Genomic DNA, 16,521 nt, shown 5'->3' on the forward strand with positions numbered 1-16,521 from the left:
GGAGAAAACACTCGGACCAGCGGCACAGGGACGCCTTAACCGCGTTCGGCCATTGCCGCGTTGACCTGACAACGATGCGTCAGCTTCTGCAGGCGTTTTTCCAGGGCCATGAACACCACGCGATCGTTGCGACCGCTGTCGAGCTCGTCGATCAGGTCATTGGCGACCTGACGCAGTTCGTGGGCAAGCACCACGCGATCATCGTTCAGGTCCTGTTTGTGGGACTCGAACAGCCGGTGCAAATAATCCTGCAGCGTGTATTTCAGGCTGTGCCGATCACTGGCGCGCAAATGGGCAAGGTTCAGGCTGATGCGCCCTTGCAGTTCGCTCAGCTCGCCGCACAGGTACTGCATGCGCCGCGCATAGCCCACTTCGCGATCACGCAACTGCTTGTGCGCCCGCTCGGCTTCCTGCCTGCGCTGGATGGCCGGGACCGCAATGGCAACCATCAATCCGACGATCAGGCCAATCGCCTGCATCCAGCCAGCCCAGTCGGACGAGCGTGAGGTAAACCCGGCGCCCAGCAACACAACCACCACCAGTGAAGCAACGATCACCAGTACCAGGTAATCCCTGCCGATAAACCCCTTGAGCATTGCATGACTCCTTGAATCGCTGACCTGAATGGCATGGAATGCTAATCGGTGCAGGCCTCTCGCACCACGACTATTCAAATTCCGGCGCGTTTTAGAGCAGTTTGAAAGCAGAACGCCACTTAACCGTCACTTAACGGAATACCGATTCCTGCATTTATTGACAAATCGCCCTGCAGCAGCCATCGACAGACATCAAAGTCTGCTCATAAAATGCAGCGTTTTGACGCGATCCCTTCTATTAACACACTTTATCGAGTGAGCCTTGCTCTTGAAAATTCGTCTGTCTGTCTTGGGCCTATTATGTGTACTTACAGGTCCGGTTTTTTCCACCACCACGTTTGCCAATGAATCCGCTGCTCTCAACCGTGATCCTTCCAATCTGCACCTGGCCTCTGGCAGCGCACTGGTCGTCGATTTGCAGACTGACAAAGTGCTGTATTCCAGTAATCCGGACGTCATCGTTCCCATCGCTTCGGTAACCAAGCTGATGACCGCGATGGTCGTGCTCGATGCCAAGCAGTCGATGGATGAGGTCATTCCGGTCAACATCTCTCAGACGCCGGAAATGAAAGGTGTGTTTTCGCGCGTCAAGCTCGGCAGCGAAATGAACCGCCGGGACATGCTGCTGATCACCCTGATGTCGTCGGAAAACCGCGCCGCGGCGAGTCTGGCGCACAGTTATCCCGGCGGTTATCCGGCCTTTATTCTGGCGATGAATGCCAAGGCCAAGGCACTGGGCATGAAACACACGGCGTACGTCGAGCCTACAGGGCTGTCGGTGTACAACGTATCGACCGCCCGCGACCTGACCAAGCTGGTGATGGCGGCACGCAAATACCCGCTGATCAGTGAGCTGAGCACCACCGAGCAGAAGACCGTCACGTTTCGCAAACCAACCTACGTCCTGGGCTTCAGCAACACCGACCATCTGGTGCGCAAGGACAACTGGGACATCAGGCTGACCAAGACCGGCTTCACCAATCAGGCCGGTCACTGCCTGGTACTGTTGACCACTATGGCCAATCGTCCGGTGTCCGTGGTGATTCTTGACGCATTCGGCAAGTACACCCACTTCGCCGACGCCAGCCGTATTCGCAAGTGGATGGAAACCGGCCAGAGCGGTCCGGCGCCGGAAGTTGCGCTGCAATACAAGAAAGAGAAGAACCTGGTCATGAAACAGACCGGTATCCAGGCCAAGGACTGATCATCCTCGCGGCGAAACGAAAAACGGTCGCGATGCTTGCACATCGCGACCGTTTTCATTCAGCCAGGCCCGCACTCAGTTGTATTGAGTGACCAGCTTGGTGTTCAGGTACGCTTCGATGGCCTCGATACCGCCTTCGGAGCCGTAGCCGGAATCCTTGATCCCGCCAAACGGCACTTCCGGCAAGCCGATGCCCTGATGGTTGATCGACAGCATGCCGGCTTCGATGTAGGTGCTCAGCGCCTGCGCGGTCTTCATCGAGGTGGTAAACGCATAGGACGCCAGCCCGAACGGCACACGGTTGGACTCGGCAATCGCCTCTTCCACGGTGTCGAACGGCACCAGCAGCGCAACCGGGCCGAACGGCTCTTCGTTCATGATGCGCATTGCCGGCGTCAGACCGCTCAACACGGTGGGTTCGAAAAAGTAACCCGCCCCGTTCACTGCCTTGCCACCGGCTGACAGTGTTGCACCGGCACCCACAGCCTCTTCAATCAGGCCGACCAGCGCAGGAATACGGCGATCATTGGCCACCGGCCCCATCGTCGTGCCCGCGTCCAGACCGTTGCCCACCTTGATCTCGCGGGTCAGACCGACGAATTTCTCGGTAAAGGCTTCCAGCACCTTGCGCTGCACCAGAATACGCGTCGGCGATACGCACACCTGGCCAGCATTGCGGAACTTCGCGGTGGCAAGTACGCGCGCGGCGAGGTCGATGTCTGCGTCATCGAACACCAATGCCGGGGCGTGACCGCCCAGTTCCATCGTGGCGCGTTTCATGTGCTGACCGGCCAGCGCGGCGAGCTGCTTGCCGACCGGCGTGGAGCCAGTGAAGGTGACTTTGCGAATGACCGGATGCGGGATCAGGTAGCCGGAGATTTCTGCCGGGTCTCCGTAAACCAGACCGATCACCCCTGCCGGAACGCCTGCGTCGGCGAATGCACGGATCAGTTCGGCGGGCGACGCCGGGGTTTCTTCCGGGGCCTTGACGATGATCGAGCAGCCCGCCGCCAGCGCAGACGACAGCTTGCGCACCACCTGGTTGATCGGAAAATTCCACGGTGTGAACGCCGCGACCGGACCGACCGGTTCCTTGATGACCTTCTGCTCGATGGACACGCTACGCGATGGCACGAGACGGCCATAAGTGCGACGCCCTTCTTCCGCCAGCCAGTCGATGATATCGGCAGCCGACAAGGTTTCCATGCGCGCTTCGGCCAACGGCTTGCCTTGTTCCTGGGTCATGATGCGGGCAATGCTGTCAGCGCGCTCGCGCACCAGGTTGGCGGCTTTTTGCATGATCTTGTAACGGTCGTAGGCCGACGTCGCGCGCCAGGTGGCAAAGCCACGCTCGGCTGCCGCCAATGCTTCGTCAAGATCGACGATGCCGGCGTGCGCCACACTGCCCAGCGACTCACCGGTGGCCGGGTTGATGACGGGCAAGGTGCGGTTATCGCGACTGGCGCGCCAGTGACCGTCGATGTAGAGCTGTACGTCTGGATACATGAGGATTCTCCATAGTGATGTGGAGGGAACGGCGGAAAGAGCGGAAGGCCGCTCGAAAAAGCTGTCTGGCATTTAGGGAGGTAACAGGCTGCGGGTCAAGTGACATCCGCAAGAATGCCCGGAACACGGTGTCAAGCCGGGCGCTCGCGTTGAGCACCCGACGGTACTGGCCACAGGCTTTACAGAATCGGCTTGCCACCGGTCACGGCATAACGCGAACCCGAGATGTAGCTGGCTTCGTCAGAGGCCAGCAACACGTAAATCGGGGACACTTCCACGGGCTGGCCGGGACGGCCGAGCGGGGTTTCGCTGCCGAAGCTTTTCACGTCTTCGTCGGTCATGGTTGCAGGGATCAGCGGCGTCCAGATCGGGCCGGGTGCCACGCTATTGACGCGGATGCCCTTCTCACCGAGCAACTGCGCCAGGCCACCGGTGAAGTTGGCAATCGCGCCTTTGGTGGTTGCATACGCCAGCAGCGTCGGCTTGGGCATGTCCGAATTGACCGAACTGGTGTTGATGATCGACCCGCCTCTGGGCATGTGCGGGACGGCTGCCTTGCAGATCCTGAACATCGCGGTGATGTTGATATCGAAGGTCTTGACCCACTCCTCGTCAGAAATCTCGTCAAGGGTTTCATGAGTCATCTGAAACGCGGCGTTATTGACCAGCACGTCGATGCGACCGAATTCTGCAACGGTCTTGCTCACAATATCTTCGCACTGCTGCTTCTGCGCCAGGTCACCGGGCAGCATCAGGCATTTTCTGCCGGCTTCTTCTACCCAGCGCTTGGTCTCTTCAGCATCTTCGTGCTCGTTCAGGTAAGAGATCGCCACCTGCGCGCCTTCACGAGCGAAGGCAATCGCCACCGCACGCCCGATGCCGCTGTCCGCGCCGGTGATCAGCGCGATCTTGCCTTGCAGCCGCCCGGAGCCCTTGTAGCTTTTTTCGCCGCAATCCGGGTACGGGTCCATTTTGCCCTGCTGACCGGGAACCTCTTGCGGCTGGCTGGCAAACGGCGGCTTTGGATAGTCTTCATTCATCTGAGTCAATCTCCTCGAATAGGGTATTCAGAGCGCGGTGCCCTTGTCGGTGGCATTGGCCAGGCACGCCAAGGGTCACCAGGCAGATCAGCCGTTTGGCTTGAGCACGACTTTGGTCCAGCCATCGTCGCGGGCGTCAAAGTGCTGGTAGGCGGCAGGGCCTTCTTCGAGCTTCAGGCGATGGGAAATAATCTGCGACGGCTTGGCGCGGCCATGATGAATCAGCTCGGCCAGGCGACGGTTATAGGCCTTGACGTTGGCCTGACCGGTACGAATCTGCTGGCCTTTGAACCAGAACGAACCGAAATCGAAGGCCATCTTGCCTTCCTTCGCCAGATCGTTATGAGCGCCCGGATCCTGTGGCACGAAGACACCCACGACGCCGATCCCGCCCGTCGCCTTGGTCGACGCCACAAGGTTGTTCATGGTGACGTGATTGGCTTCATGGCCGTGCCGGTCACAGCACTGATAGCCGACGCATTCGCAGCCACGGTCGGTGCCCTTGCCATCGGTGAGATTGAGGATCTGGTCAACCGCACCCTGCTCCAGGGAGTTGATCGGCGTAGCGCCCATCTTCGCGGCGAGCGCCAGGCGGTCCGGATGATTGTCGACGACAAACACTTGCGACGCGCCCTTGATCATCGCCGAGTGCGCGGCCATCAGGCCTACAGGGCCAGCGCCGTAAATGGCAACGCTTTCGCCCGGCAGCAGACCGGCCAGCTCGGTGGCATGCCAACCGGTGGGAAAGATGTCCGAGAGCATCACGTAGTCGTCTTCACGCTCGACGGCGTCTTCGGGCAACAGCAGGCAGTTGAAATCGGCGTAAGGCACACGCAACAACTCGGCCTGCCCACCTTCGTGGGTGCCCATGTCGGCGAAACCATAGGCCGCGCCCGCGCTGCCGGGGTTGGCAGTCAGGCAATACCCGGTCAGGCCTTTTTCGCAGTTTTCGCAAAATCCGCAACCGATGTTGAACGGCAGGCAAACGCGATCCCCGACCTTGATACGGTCGACGCCCGCACCGACTTCGATGACTTCGCCCATGTTTTCATGGCCGAAAATGCGCCCGGTCTTGAACGAGGTACGACCTTCGTACATGTGCAAGTCCGAGCCGCAGATATTGGTGGTGGTCACTCTGACAAGAGCGTCTGTCGGCTTCTCTATTTTCGCATCCGGCACGTTTCTGACGCTGACGTCGCGCGGACCGTTATAGACGATGGCTTTCATTTATGGCTCTCCTGAGGTGAAAAATACGACGAGCTTTCTATTGCTCACGGTGTATCTGTCACGACAGGGGCAGCCGTGTTCAAAACGATTGCCTGCAGAGCTGACGAATGGTCGTTGGCGTCATCCGTCAAGTGATTGGAGACGCCGCCCGCGGGCGCTTGCCTGCTGCGTCGTTGCGCGCCGCACGAGCCGCAAATAAAGCATTTGCACCGCCAGTCTTATGGTATACCATCATACCAAATACAACAGCGCTCGATCCGGGAGTCGTTCATGAGCTTTGAAATTCGCAAGATCGTCAATTACACCGAAGAAACCTTCATCGAGGGCGGTAAAGCTACCGACAAACCGGTCACGATGGTAGGCCTGGCGGTGGTCATCAAGAATCCGTGGCTGGGCCGTGGATTTGTCGAAGACCTCAAGCCCGAAATTCGCGCCAACTGCTCGGATCTGGGTGAACTGATGGTCAAGCGCCTCACCGACGCTATCGGCGGTGCGGACAACATCGAGGCGTATGGCAAGGCCGCAGTGGTAGGTGCCGACGGTGAGATCGAACACGCCTCGGCGGTGATTCATACCCTGCGTTTCGGTAATCACTACCGTGAAGCGGTCAAGGCCAAGAGCTACCTGAGCTTCACCAACAAGCGCGGCGGCCCCGGCACCTCGATCCAGATCCCGATGATGCACAAAGACGACGAAGGTCTGCGCTCGCACTACATCACCCTGGAAATGCACATTGAAGATTCGCCACGAGCCGATGAGATTGTCGTCGTGCTCGGGGCTGCCAATGGCGGGCGTCTGCATCCGCGCATCGGCAACCGCTACATCGATCTGGAAGAACTGGCCGCCGAAAAGGCGCAGTAATCGTCCCTATCCACTTCAGTGCAGGAGCGATCCATGATTCAGCTCACCGCTGAGCGCACCCCGGCGGGTACCAGCTACCTGGCTACCGGCCAAGGCCACCCTGTGGTGTTGATTCACGGGGTGGGGTTGAACAAAGAGATGTGGGGCGGCCAGGTCGTCGGGCTGGCCCCGCATTATCAGGTCATTGCCTATGACATGCTCGGTCATGGCGCCAGCCCGCGTCCGGACCCGGACACCGGGCTGCCGGGCTATGCCGAGCAATTGCGTGAATTGCTGGTCCACCTTGGCCTGCCGCAAGCGACAGTGATCGGCTTCTCGATGGGCGGGCTGGTGGCGCGCGCATTCGCGCTGCAGTATCCCCAGCACCTCTCGGGGCTGGTCATTCTCAACAGCGTCTTCAATCGCAGCCCGGAACAGCGCGCGCGCGTCGTCGAGCGCACCAGTCAGGCTGCCGAGCACGGGCCTGATGCCAACGCCGCCGAGGCCCTGTCACGCTGGTTCAGCCGCGAGTATCAGGCGGCCAACCCGGCACAGATCGCGGCCATCCGGCAAAACCTGGCCAGCAACGACCCGCAGGGCTACCTGACCACGTACAAGCTGTTTGCCACCCAGGATATGTACCGCGCGGAGGATCTGGGCGATATTCGCGCACCGACATTGATTGCCACCGGCGAGCTGGACCCCGGCTCTACACCGGAGATGGCCCGCGAACTGGCCATGCGCATCCGCGGTGCCGAAGTTGCGATACTGCCCGATCAACGCCACATGATGCCGGTTGAATCGCCGCGTCTGGTCAACCAGGTGTTGCTCGACTTTCTGGACAAGTCGGCGGCCGTCCATAACTCGATCAAGGGGATTGTTGCATGAGCCTTACCCGCTTTCAGATGTGCATCGACGGTCAGTGGGTCGATGCGCTGTCCGGCAAGACCTTCGACAGCCTCAACCCGGCACTGGCCGAACCCTGGGCGCAATTGCCCGACGCCGATGAGGCGGATGTCGAGCGCGCCGTGCAGGCGGCGCAAAAAGCATTCGAAAGCCCGACATGGCGCGGCCTGACGGCGACTGCACGCGGCAAACTGTTGCGCCGGCTTGGCGATCTGATTGCTGAAAACAAAGAACAGCTGGCGCAACTGGAAAGCTGCGACAACGGCAAACTGATTCGCGAGACACGCGGCCAGGTCAGCTATCTGCCAGAGTTCTTTCATTACACCGCCGGGCTCGCGGACAAACTTGAAGGCGGCACCCTGCCCCTCGACAAGCCCGACCTGTTTGCCTACACCGTGCATGAACCGATGGGCGTAGTGGCCGGGATCATTCCCTGGAACAGTCCGCTGTACCTGACCGCCATCAAGCTGGCACCGGCGCTGGCGGCGGGCAACACCATCGTCCTCAAGCCTTCGGAACAAGCCTCGGCCACCGTGCTGGAGCTGGCGCGACTGGCGCTTGAGGCAGGTATTCCGCCCGGTGTGGTCAACGTCATCACCGGCTACGGCCCGACCACCGGCGCGGCCCTGACCCGTCACCCACTGGTGCGCAAGATTGCCTTCACCGGCGGCGCTGCCACGGCACGTCACGTGGTGCGCAGCAGCGCCGAAAACTTTGCAAAGCTGTCGCTGGAACTGGGCGGCAAGTCACCCAACATCATCTTTGCCGACGCCGACCTGGACAGCGCCATCAACGGCGCAGTCGCCGGCATCTATGCGGCCTCGGGGCAAAGCTGTGTTTCCGGCTCGCGACTGCTGGTGCAGGATGAAATCTACGACGAGTTCGTCAACCGCCTGGTCGAACGCGCCAGCCGCATCCGCATCGGCAACCCTCAGGATGAAGCCACTGAAATGGGGCCGATGGCCACTGCTCAACAACTGGCAGTGGTTGAAGGCCTGGTGGCTGATGCACTGGCCGAAGGTGCGCGTCTGCGCCTGGGTGGCAAGCGTCCCGAACTGGACAGTCAAGGCTGGTTCTACGAGCCGACCCTGTTCGAGTGCGACCGCAATTCGATGAAGATCATGCAGGAAGAAGTGTTCGGCCCTGTGGCATCGGTGATTCGTTTCAAGGACGAAGCCGAAGCACTGGCAATTGCCAACGACTCCCAGTTCGGCCTTGCCGCCGGCATCTGGACCCGCGACCTGGGCCGCGCCCACCGCCTGGCGCGGGATATCCGCTCGGGTATCATCTGGGTCAACACCTATCGTGCCGTGTCGGCAATGGCGCCCATCGGCGGTTTCAAAAACAGCGGCTACGGTCGCGAGAGCGGGATAGACTCTGTGCTGGCCTACACCGAACTGAAAACGGTGTGGATCAACCTTTCGCAGGCGCCCATGCCTGATCCATTTGTCATGCGTTAACGAGGTCGCTGCGATGATCGAACCCAGTATCTACAAAGAAGTCATGGCGTCATTCCCTTCGGGCGTCACGATTGTCACCACGCTGGACCCTGAGGGCAATCTGGTCGGTATCACTGCCAGCGCCTTCAGCGCGCTGTCCATCGACCCGGCGCTGGTGCTGTTCTGCCCCAACTACGCGTCCGACACCTACCCGGTGCTGCGCGACAGCAAGAAGTTCGCGATTCACTTGCTGTCCGCCGACCAGCAGGTCGAAGCTTATGCGTTCGCCAGCAAGGGCAAGGACAAGACCAAAGGCATCGAATGGCAGTTGAGCGAGCTGGGCAACCCGCTGCTGGCCAATGCCACGGCGATCATCGAATGCGAGTTGTGGCGCGAATACGATGGCGGGGACCACGCGATCATCGTCGGTGCGGTGAAAAACCTGATCCTGCCGGCGGTTCCGGTCACTCCGATGATTTATCACCGGGGCAAGATGGGGGCGCTCGCACCGATCGTCTGAGGCGGCATCGGGCGGTTTTGGTGGTAGCAGGCATCGGCGTGATAAACTCCGCGCGTCCCGGGCCCGAGCGTTCGGGGCATGCAGCAGCCCGCGTCGTTCGCGGGTTGCGGCGTGAGCAAGGCCATGTTTCAAGTCACGCTTTTACATCGCCGGCCCCTTTACATTGACAGCACCATTCCGAGCACACCCGATGAAACGCCTGCCACTCGACGACACGTTCAAAGTCAACCGCAACCCCGTCACCCTGCGGGAGATTGTGCTGGACAAGCTGCGCAGCGCGATCATGAACTTCCAACTGCTGCCCGGCGATCGCCTGGTCGAACGGGACCTGTGCGACCGTCTTGGGGTCAGCCGCACCTCGGTGCGCGAGGCGCTGCGCCATCTGGAGTCCGAAGGTCTGGTGGAGTTCGCCGACGCCAAAGGCCCGCGCGTGGCGATCATCACGCTGGAAGATGCCTGCGATATCTACGAGCTGCGTTGCGTGCTGGAGGGCCTGATCGTCCAGCTGTTCACCCTGCGCGCCAGCCCCAGGGACATCCGGGCACTGGAGAAAGCCCTGGAAGTGAATCGTCAATCGCTCAAGGAAGGCGAGTTGCAACAGGTCATCGATTCAGTCCAGGGTTTCTATGACGTGCTGCTCGAAGGCTCCGGCAATCATGTCGCTGCCACCCAGTTGCGCCAGTTGCAGGCGCGTATCAGCTACCTGCGCGCCACCTCCGTGTCCCAGGAAAACCGTCGCGGTGCCAGCAACAAGGAAATGGAACTCATGGTCGAAGCCATCAAGAGCGGCGACCCGCTGGCCGCGCATCAGGCCTCGGTCGATCACGTTCGCAACGCTGCCCGGGTGGCCCTGGAATACCTGAAATCCAAGCAGGACGAAGACGCCAGCGTCCGCGACATCGTCGCGCCTGTGGCCCTCAAAGAACCCCGCATAGGTCGCTGACATGGGCACACCGCGCTTCTGTCCTCAATGCGGCAGCGCTGACCTGGCTCAGCGCATCCCTTCGGGCGACACCCATGCGCGGTTGATATGCGGCGGCTGCCAGTACATTCATTACGTCAACCCGAAGATCATCGCCGGCTGCATCATCGAACAGGACGGCAAATACCTGCTCTGCCAGCGCGCGATCCCACCTCGGCCCGGCACCTGGACACTGCCCGCAGGCTTCATGGAAAGCGGCGAGACCACTGAGCAGGCGGCGTTGCGGGAGGTCTGGGAAGAGAGCGGCGTACGCGCCGAGATCATCTCGCCCTACTCCATCTTCAGCGTGCCGAAAATCAGCGAGGTGTATATCGTCTTTCGCGCCATCGCGCTGGAAGTCACCGGCCAGTTCGGACCGGAAACCCTCGATTACAAATTCTTCGCCCCCGAAGACATCCCCTGGGACAGCATCTACTACCCCGCCATCCGCCAGATCCTCGAACGCTACATCGAAGAGCGCCAGGCCGGTGTGTACGGCATCTACATCGGCAACGACGACACCGGCAAGGTCCACTTCATTCGCTAGCGGCTGCTCTCAACCCCCTCGACTATCACAATCTCGGCGTTCGATGCGCCTTGACGGTGGCTCATCGCGTTCTGGTATTGGGGCGATTGATAACAGGCCACCGCCTGCTCGTAGGACTCAAATTCGATAATCACCGTTCGCTGCGGCGTGACTCGTCCCTCAATCGCTTCCGAGCGGCCACCCCGGGCGAGAAATTTCCCACCAAATAACTGGAAAGCGGCTGGCGCGCGCTGGGTGTATTCGCTGTACTGCTGTGGGTCGGTTACATCGACGTGTGCAATCCAATAAGCCTTCATCGCGATCTCACTGTTTCAATGATAGGGAATCTGTGAAATATTCTGTCTTATGGTATACCACGATTTAGTCATCCATTAAACCGGGATTCCGAGCATGGCATTCGACCGTATCGAAGACATTATTGAAGACTACCGCCAAGGCAGGATGGTGTTGCTGGTCGACGATGAAGACCGTGAAAACGAAGGTGATCTGCTGCTGGCCGCTGACTGCTGTTCGGCCCAGGCCATCAGCTTCATGGCCCGTGAGGCGCGCGGGTTGATCTGCCTGACGCTGACCGATGAACACTGCCAGCGTCTGGGCCTGGAACAAATGGTGCCGAGTAATGGCAGTGTGTTTGCCACCGCGTTTACGGTTTCCATCGAAGCGACCACGGGTGTGACCACCGGCATCAGTGCGGCAGATCGCGCCCGCACGGTGCAGGCTACGGTCAATCCGGCTGCGGTGCCCGAAGACCTGGTGCAACCGGGTCATATCTTCCCTTTGCGGGCGCGGGACGGCGGTGTGCTGACCCGCGCCGGCCACACCGAAGCAGGCTGCGACCTCGCAAGGCTGGCCGGTTTCACACCGGCCTCGGTGATTGTCGAAGTCATGAACGATGACGGCACGATGGCACGGCGCCCCGACCTGGAACTGTTTGCAGAAAAACACGGCATCCGCATCGGCACGATTGCTGACCTGATTCACTACCGGCTGAGCACCGAACACACGGTCGTCAGAATCGGCGAACGCGAACTGCCGACGGTACACGGCACGTTCCGCCTGTTCAGCTACGAAGACCGTATCGAAGGCGGCGTACACATGGCGATGGTGATGGGCGACATCCGCCGCGACGAGCCTGCGCTGGTGCGCGTGCATGTGGTAGACCCGCTGCGTGATCTGGTCGGCGCCGAGTACACCGGCCCCGCCAACTGGACGTTATGGGCGGCCCTGCAACGGGTTGCCGAAGAACGCCGCGGGGTGGTCGTTGTTCTGGCCAATCACGAATCCTCGCAAGCCTTGCTGGAGCGCATTCCGCAGCTGACCCAGCCACCGCGCCAATACACCCGTTCACAGTCGCGCATTTATTCCGAGGTCGGCACCGGCGCGCAGATCTTGCAGGACCTGGGTGTCGGCAAGCTGCGCCATCTCGGTCCACCACTGAAATACGCTGGTCTGACGGGCTACGATCTGGAAGTGATTGAAAGCATTCCCTTTCCCGGCTGACGTCGACGCCGCGCTGACCGGGCGGTGAGGCAAACCGCCCTCAGCCATTGGGTTCGACGCGTTAAAAAGCATCGAATGAAGGCATTTTGACAGGGCAAAACGCTTGCAGAAAGTTTGGAATACCATAATATGATATTCCATAAACCGGAGGTTTTGTCAGGTACACCCCGCAAAGGACAGCCTCAATAAAAGCGCCTGACAGTTTCAAGTTTCGAGGCCCATTGGACCTACTGCTCCCGACCAAGCGGGCGACAAAGCCCGCTCAAAAACACAACAAATGAGGGCGTGAACATGGTGTTGAACAAACGTGCAACGGCGGTCCTGGCGGCTGGCGTGCTGGCTTTATCGAGTGCCGCCGCTATCGCCGCCGAAAGCGTCAACTTCGTGAGCTGGGGCGGTTCCACCCAAGACTTCCAGAAAGAAGCCTGGGCCGCTCCGTTCAGCAAGGCCAGCGGCATCACCGTCGTGCAGGACGGCCCGACCGACTACGGCAAACTCAAGGCGATGGTCGAAAGCGGTAACGTGCAGTGGGACGTGGTCGACGTCGAGGCCGACTTCGCTTTGCGGGCCGCCAGCGAAGGCCTGCTGGAGCCTCTGGACTTCAACACCATCAAGCGTGACGAGATCGACAAGCGCTTTGTCACCGACCACGGTGCCGGTTCGTTCTTCTTCTCCTTCGTCCTCGGCTTCAACGAAGGCAAAGTGGGCGCCAAACCGCCGACGGACTGGTCCGCCATGTTCGACACCAAGACCTACCCCGGCAAACGCGCGCTGTACAAATGGCCTAGCCCCGGCGTACTCGAACTGGCCCTGCTGGCGGACGGTGTAACGCCTGACAAGCTGTACCCGCTGGACCTGGACCGCGCCTTCAAGAAACTCGACACCATCAAGAAAGACATCGTCTGGTGGGGCGGCGGTGCGCAATCCCAGCAACTGCTTGCTTCCGGCGAAGTGTCGATGGGCCAGATGTGGAACGGCCGCGTCTATGCCTTGCAACAGGACGGCGCACCGGTGGGCGTGAGCTGGAAGCAGAACCTGGTCATGGCTGATTTTCTGGTGGTGCCCAAAGGCGCGAAAAACAAGGACGCCTCGATGAAGTTCATCGCCAACGCGACCAGCGCCAAAGGCCAGGCAGACTTCTCCAACCTCAGCGCCTACGCGCCGGTCAACACCCAAAGCGTGGCGCGTCTGGACTCCACGCTGGCGCCTAACCTGCCGACCGCCCATGTCGCCGACCAGATCACTCTCGACTTCGCCTACTGGGCCAAGAACGGTGCGGACATTGCGACACGGTGGAACGAATGGCTGGTCAAGTAAAAATGACGGCTGTCGTCCCTCGTCAATCCAACCCGGCCGGTGGTGCGCACAGCACTGCCGGCGCGGCTTACCACAAGGCGACGAGCATGCAGCCATCTCCTTCCCTCGCCCAGCGCTGGCGCGGCAGTCGCAACCTGCTTCCGGCGCTGCTGTTCCTGGGGCTGTTTTTCTTCGCACCGCTGATCGGCTTGCTGCTGCGCGGCGTGCTTGAGCCGGTTCCCGGTCTGGGCAACTACGAACAGCTGTTCGCCAACTCGGCCTATTCAAGGGTATTGCTGAACACCTTTTCCGTGGCCGGTTTTGTAACGCTGTTCAGCCTGCTGTTGGGCTTTCCGCTGGCCTGGGTCATCACGCTGGTGCCGCGGGGCTGGGGGCGCTGGATTCTCAACATCGTGCTGCTGTCGATGTGGACCAGCCTGTTGGCACGCACCTATTCCTGGCTGGTGCTGCTCCAGGCATCCGGGGTCATCAACAAAGTGCTGATGGGCATGGGCATCATCGATCAACCACTGGAAATGGTACACAACCTGACCGGCGTGGTGATCGGCATGACCTACATCATGATTCCGTTCATCGTCCTGCCATTGCAGGCGACGATGCAGGCCATTGACCCGATGGTGTTGCAAGCCGGCTCGATCTGCGGCGCCAGTCCGTGGACCAACTTCTTCCGGGTGTTTCTGCCGCTGTGCCGGCCGGGGCTGTTTTCCGGAGGCCTGATGGTGTTCGTCATGTCGCTGGGTTACTACGTCACTCCGGCGTTGCTGGGTGGCGCGCAGAACATGATGCTGCCTGAATTCATCGTCCAGCAGGTGCAGTCGTTCCTCAACTGGGGGCTGGCCAGTGCCGCCGCTGCGTTGCTGGTCCTGATCACGCTGGTGCTGTTCTACTTCTACCTGAAGCTCCAGCCGGAATCCCCGGTCGGCGCCAGTAACGCGAGGTAAACCGCCATGCTCCTGACACCCAATGCCATGAGCCCCGGTCTGCGCAAAGGTCTGTACCTGACCACCGCGCTGATTGCGCTGTTTCTGTTGCTGCCGATCCTGTTCATCGTCCTGCTGTCGTTCGGCTCCTCCCAATGGCTGGTGTTTCCGCCGCCTGGCTGGACCTTGAAGTGGTATCAGCAGTTCTTCTCCAACCCTGACTGGGTGGCGGCTGCCCTGTCCAGTTTCAAGGTGGCGATTCTGACCACCATCGCCTCGGTGGCGCTGGGTCTGCCGACCGCTTTCGCGCTGGTGCGTGGCCGCTTTCCTGGGCGCGATATCCTGTATGGGGTCTTCACCTTGCCGATGATCGTGCCGCTGGTGATCATCGCCGTGGCGGTCTATGCGCTGTTTCTCAAACTCGGTTACACCGGGACGCTGTTTTCCTTCGTCGTCAGCCACGTGATCGTCGCGCTGCCGTTCACCATCATCTCGATCATCAATTCGCTGAAGCTGTTCGATCAGTCCATCGAAGATGCTGCGGTGATTTGCGGCGCATCGCGCATGCAGGCGATCTACAAGGTGACCTTTCCGGGCATCCGGCCAGGCATGATGGCCGGCGCACTGTTCGCGTTTCTGGTGTCGTGGGACGAGGTGGTGTTGAGCGTGATGATGGCCAGCCCGACCTTGCAGACCCTCCCCGTTAAAATGTGGACCACCCTGCGGCAGGACCTGACCCCGGTCATCGCCGTCGCCTCAACGCTGCTGATCGCGCTGTCGGTGATCATCATGTTCATCGCCGCGACCCTGCGTCGCCGCAACGAAGCCAGGAGTACGTCATGAGTGCCGTGATCAAAGACCCCGCCCAGTCGCATCAGAAACCCCTGGTCGCGCTGTGCAACCTGAACAAGCATTACGGCAACTTCGCCGCCGTCGATGACATTTCCCTGGACATTCAGGACGGTGAATTCCTGACCTTCCTCGGCTCCAGCGGCTCGGGCAAAAGCACCACGCTGTCGATGCTCGCCGGTTTCGAAACACCCAGTTCAGGCGAGATTCTGGTCAGCGGCAAATCGCTGGTCAACGTCCCTCCGCACAAGCGTGACATCGGCATGGTGTTCCAGCGCTACTCGCTGTTTCCGCACCTGTCGGTTCGCGACAACATCGCTTTCCCGCTCTCGATCCGCAAACTGCCTGCGGCTGAGCGCGAAAAGAAAGTCGATGCAATGCTCAAGCTGGTTCAACTGGAAGAGTTCGCCCATCGCCGCCCTTCACAACTGTCCGGCGGCCAGCAGCAACGGGTCGCCATTGCCAGAGCGCTGGTGTATGAACCGCGCATTCTGCTGATGGACGAGCCGCTGGGCGCGCTGGACAAGAAGCTGCGCGAGGACTTGCAAGACGAACTGCGTCAGCTGCACCGCCGGCTGGGCATCACCATCGTCTACGTGACGCACGACCAGGAAGAAGCCATGCGCCTGTCCCAGCGCATCGCGATTTTCAGCCACGGCAAGATCGTGGGGCTGGGCACCGGCTACGATCTGTATCAGAACCCGCCCAATGCGTTTGTCGCGTCGTTTCTCGGCAACTCCAACTTCCTCAGGCTCAAGGCGCAGGGCAATGCCGTGGCGACGTTCGAGGGCAGCCCGCTGGCGATTCGCCTGACCTCGGGATTGAAAACCGATCAGGACGTGCTGCTGATGGTTCGTCCGGAAAAAGCCCAGGCATTGAGTGTTTCCCAGGCCGCCGCCACACCGCTGGAAGCAGGCTGGAACGAAGTCAGCGCCAACGTCACCGAGGTGCTGTTTCTGGGTGAGAGCCAGACCTGTTCGGTGGTGACAACGGGCGGCACGGCGATGACCGTCAAGGCGCTGTCTGCCACCGGCATGCCGCTCAAGGCCGGCGATCCGGTGCGCGTGCGCTGGGCCGCTGCGGATGCGTGTATCTACACCGAATGGACAGACAATGACCTGAACAAGGCAGCCGGAGCGCACTGAACCG

17 protein-coding genes are annotated in these 16,521 nt (G+C 60.5%); 12 read left to right on the forward strand and 5 right to left on the reverse strand.

The window, feature by feature from the left end:
* Window positions 1-35: 35 nt before the first annotated feature.
* Window positions 36-596 carry a hypothetical protein gene (locus BW686_RS04990; RefSeq protein WP_084914907.1) on the reverse strand — a complete coding sequence of 187 codons (561 nt, stop codon included), beginning with the start codon at window positions 594-596 and terminating at the stop codon, window positions 36-38.
* A gap of 262 nt (window positions 597-858) precedes the next feature.
* Between BW686_RS04990 and pbpG the strand changes: the two genes are divergently transcribed.
* A complete protein-coding gene (gene pbpG, locus BW686_RS04995) occupies window positions 859-1,800 on the forward strand; it encodes a D-alanyl-D-alanine endopeptidase (protein WP_084914909.1) in 942 nt (313 codons plus the stop codon).
* A gap of 75 nt (window positions 1,801-1,875) precedes the next feature.
* Here pbpG and BW686_RS05000 read toward each other — a convergent pair whose 3' ends face one another.
* From BW686_RS05000 to BW686_RS05010, 3 genes are all read right to left on the reverse strand, one after another.
* The gene (locus BW686_RS05000) at window positions 1,876-3,306 is read right to left on the reverse strand and encodes an NAD-dependent succinate-semialdehyde dehydrogenase (protein WP_084914911.1); all 1,431 of its coding nucleotides are present in this window, start codon (window positions 3,304-3,306) and stop codon (window positions 1,876-1,878) included.
* A gap of 179 nt (window positions 3,307-3,485) precedes the next feature.
* Complete coding sequence (locus tag BW686_RS05005; RefSeq protein WP_084914913.1) at window positions 3,486-4,346, reverse strand: glucose 1-dehydrogenase; 861 nt, start codon at window positions 4,344-4,346, stop codon at window positions 3,486-3,488.
* An 87-nt stretch (window positions 4,347-4,433) separates the two neighbouring features.
* Window positions 4,434-5,573: a glutathione-independent formaldehyde dehydrogenase gene (locus tag BW686_RS05010; protein WP_084914916.1), complete on the reverse strand. Its 1,140-nt coding sequence runs from the start codon at window positions 5,571-5,573 to the stop codon at window positions 4,434-4,436.
* 270 nt (window positions 5,574-5,843) lie between these two features.
* Between BW686_RS05010 and BW686_RS05015 the strand changes: the two genes are divergently transcribed.
* The 6 genes from BW686_RS05015 (at window position 5,844) to BW686_RS05040 (ending at window position 10,786) form a co-directional block, all read left to right on the forward strand.
* Window positions 5,844-6,434: an amino acid synthesis family protein gene (locus BW686_RS05015; RefSeq protein WP_084914919.1), complete on the forward strand. Its 591-nt coding sequence runs from the start codon at window positions 5,844-5,846 to the stop codon at window positions 6,432-6,434.
* A gap of 33 nt (window positions 6,435-6,467) precedes the next feature.
* Window positions 6,468-7,301 (forward strand): alpha/beta fold hydrolase, encoded by an 834-nt coding sequence (locus BW686_RS05020; protein ID WP_084914922.1) that lies wholly within the window; start codon window positions 6,468-6,470, stop codon window positions 7,299-7,301.
* On the forward strand, window positions 7,298-8,779 hold the full coding sequence (locus BW686_RS05025; RefSeq protein ID WP_084914925.1) for an aldehyde dehydrogenase: 1,482 nt from the start codon (window positions 7,298-7,300) through the stop codon (window positions 8,777-8,779). The genes BW686_RS05020 and BW686_RS05025 overlap by 4 nt, the downstream gene beginning before the upstream one ends.
* 13 nt (window positions 8,780-8,792) lie before the next feature.
* A complete protein-coding gene (locus tag BW686_RS05030) occupies window positions 8,793-9,278 on the forward strand; it encodes a flavin reductase family protein (RefSeq protein WP_084914928.1) in 486 nt (161 codons plus the stop codon).
* Window positions 9,279-9,468: 190 nt separating this feature from the next.
* A complete protein-coding gene (locus BW686_RS05035) occupies window positions 9,469-10,221 on the forward strand; it encodes a GntR family transcriptional regulator (protein WP_084914930.1) in 753 nt (250 codons plus the stop codon).
* 1 nt (window position 10,222) lies between these two features.
* On the forward strand, window positions 10,223-10,786 hold the full coding sequence (locus tag BW686_RS05040) for an NUDIX hydrolase (RefSeq protein WP_084914933.1): 564 nt from the start codon (window positions 10,223-10,225) through the stop codon (window positions 10,784-10,786).
* Here BW686_RS05040 and BW686_RS05045 read toward each other — a convergent pair.
* Window positions 10,783-11,082 carry a DUF1330 domain-containing protein gene (locus BW686_RS05045; protein WP_084914936.1) on the reverse strand — a complete coding sequence of 100 codons (300 nt, stop codon included), beginning with the start codon at window positions 11,080-11,082 and terminating at the stop codon, window positions 10,783-10,785. The genes BW686_RS05040 and BW686_RS05045 overlap by 4 nt on opposite strands.
* Window positions 11,083-11,176: 94 nt before the next feature.
* On the opposite strand from BW686_RS05045, the gene ribBA reads away from it, so the two are divergent.
* From ribBA to BW686_RS05070, 5 genes are all read left to right on the forward strand, one after another.
* A complete protein-coding gene (gene ribBA / locus BW686_RS05050; RefSeq protein WP_084914939.1) occupies window positions 11,177-12,286 on the forward strand; it encodes a bifunctional 3,4-dihydroxy-2-butanone-4-phosphate synthase/GTP cyclohydrolase II in 1,110 nt (369 codons plus the stop codon).
* Window positions 12,287-12,577: 291 nt separating this feature from the next.
* A complete protein-coding gene (locus BW686_RS05055) occupies window positions 12,578-13,603 on the forward strand; it encodes an ABC transporter substrate-binding protein (RefSeq protein ID WP_084914941.1) in 1,026 nt (341 codons plus the stop codon).
* Window positions 13,588-14,544 carry an ABC transporter permease gene (locus BW686_RS05060; RefSeq protein WP_084914944.1) on the forward strand — a complete coding sequence of 319 codons (957 nt, stop codon included), beginning with the start codon at window positions 13,588-13,590 and terminating at the stop codon, window positions 14,542-14,544. The genes BW686_RS05055 and BW686_RS05060 overlap by 16 nt, the downstream gene beginning before the upstream one ends.
* Window positions 14,545-14,550: 6 nt before the next feature.
* Window positions 14,551-15,366 (forward strand): ABC transporter permease, encoded by an 816-nt coding sequence (locus BW686_RS05065; protein ID WP_084914947.1) that lies wholly within the window; start codon window positions 14,551-14,553, stop codon window positions 15,364-15,366.
* Window positions 15,363-16,517, forward strand: a complete 1,155-nt coding sequence (locus BW686_RS05070; RefSeq protein WP_084914949.1) for an ABC transporter ATP-binding protein — start codon at window positions 15,363-15,365, stop codon at window positions 16,515-16,517. Before BW686_RS05065 ends, BW686_RS05070 begins: the two co-directional genes overlap by 4 nt.
* Window positions 16,518-16,521: the final 4 nt, after the last annotated feature.

It is taken from the genome of Pseudomonas syringae (genome assembly GCF_002157375.1).
GTDB lineage: Bacteria > Pseudomonadota > Gammaproteobacteria > Pseudomonadales > Pseudomonadaceae > Aquipseudomonas > Aquipseudomonas syringae_T.

Coding starts and splice junctions, on each gene's coding strand:
- BW686_RS04990 (WP_084914907.1), bottom strand. CDS start 596: ATGCTCAAGGGGTTTATCGGCAGGGATTACCTGGTACTGGTGATCGTT.
- BW686_RS05000 (WP_084914911.1), bottom strand. CDS start 3,306: ATGTATCCAGACGTACAGCTCTACATCGACGGTCACTGGCGCGCCAGT.
- BW686_RS05005 (WP_084914913.1), bottom strand. CDS start 4,346: ATGAATGAAGACTATCCAAAGCCGCCGTTTGCCAGCCAGCCGCAAGAG.
- BW686_RS05010 (WP_084914916.1), bottom strand. CDS start 5,573: ATGAAAGCCATCGTCTATAACGGTCCGCGCGACGTCAGCGTCAGAAAC.
- BW686_RS05015 (WP_084914919.1), top strand. CDS start 5,844: ATGAGCTTTGAAATTCGCAAGATCGTCAATTACACCGAAGAAACCTTC.
- BW686_RS05020 (WP_084914922.1), top strand. CDS start 6,468: ATGATTCAGCTCACCGCTGAGCGCACCCCGGCGGGTACCAGCTACCTG.
- BW686_RS05025 (WP_084914925.1), top strand. CDS start 7,298: ATGAGCCTTACCCGCTTTCAGATGTGCATCGACGGTCAGTGGGTCGAT.
- BW686_RS05030 (WP_084914928.1), top strand. CDS start 8,793: ATGATCGAACCCAGTATCTACAAAGAAGTCATGGCGTCATTCCCTTCG.
- BW686_RS05035 (WP_084914930.1), top strand. CDS start 9,469: ATGAAACGCCTGCCACTCGACGACACGTTCAAAGTCAACCGCAACCCC.
- BW686_RS05040 (WP_084914933.1), top strand. CDS start 10,223: ATGGGCACACCGCGCTTCTGTCCTCAATGCGGCAGCGCTGACCTGGCT.
- BW686_RS05045 (WP_084914936.1), bottom strand. CDS start 11,082: ATGAAGGCTTATTGGATTGCACACGTCGATGTAACCGACCCACAGCAG.
- ribBA (WP_084914939.1), top strand. CDS start 11,177: ATGGCATTCGACCGTATCGAAGACATTATTGAAGACTACCGCCAAGGC.
- BW686_RS05055 (WP_084914941.1), top strand. CDS start 12,578: ATGGTGTTGAACAAACGTGCAACGGCGGTCCTGGCGGCTGGCGTGCTG.
- BW686_RS05060 (WP_084914944.1), top strand. CDS start 13,588: ATGGCTGGTCAAGTAAAAATGACGGCTGTCGTCCCTCGTCAATCCAAC.
- BW686_RS05065 (WP_084914947.1), top strand. CDS start 14,551: ATGCTCCTGACACCCAATGCCATGAGCCCCGGTCTGCGCAAAGGTCTG.
- BW686_RS05070 (WP_084914949.1), top strand. CDS start 15,363: ATGAGTGCCGTGATCAAAGACCCCGCCCAGTCGCATCAGAAACCCCTG.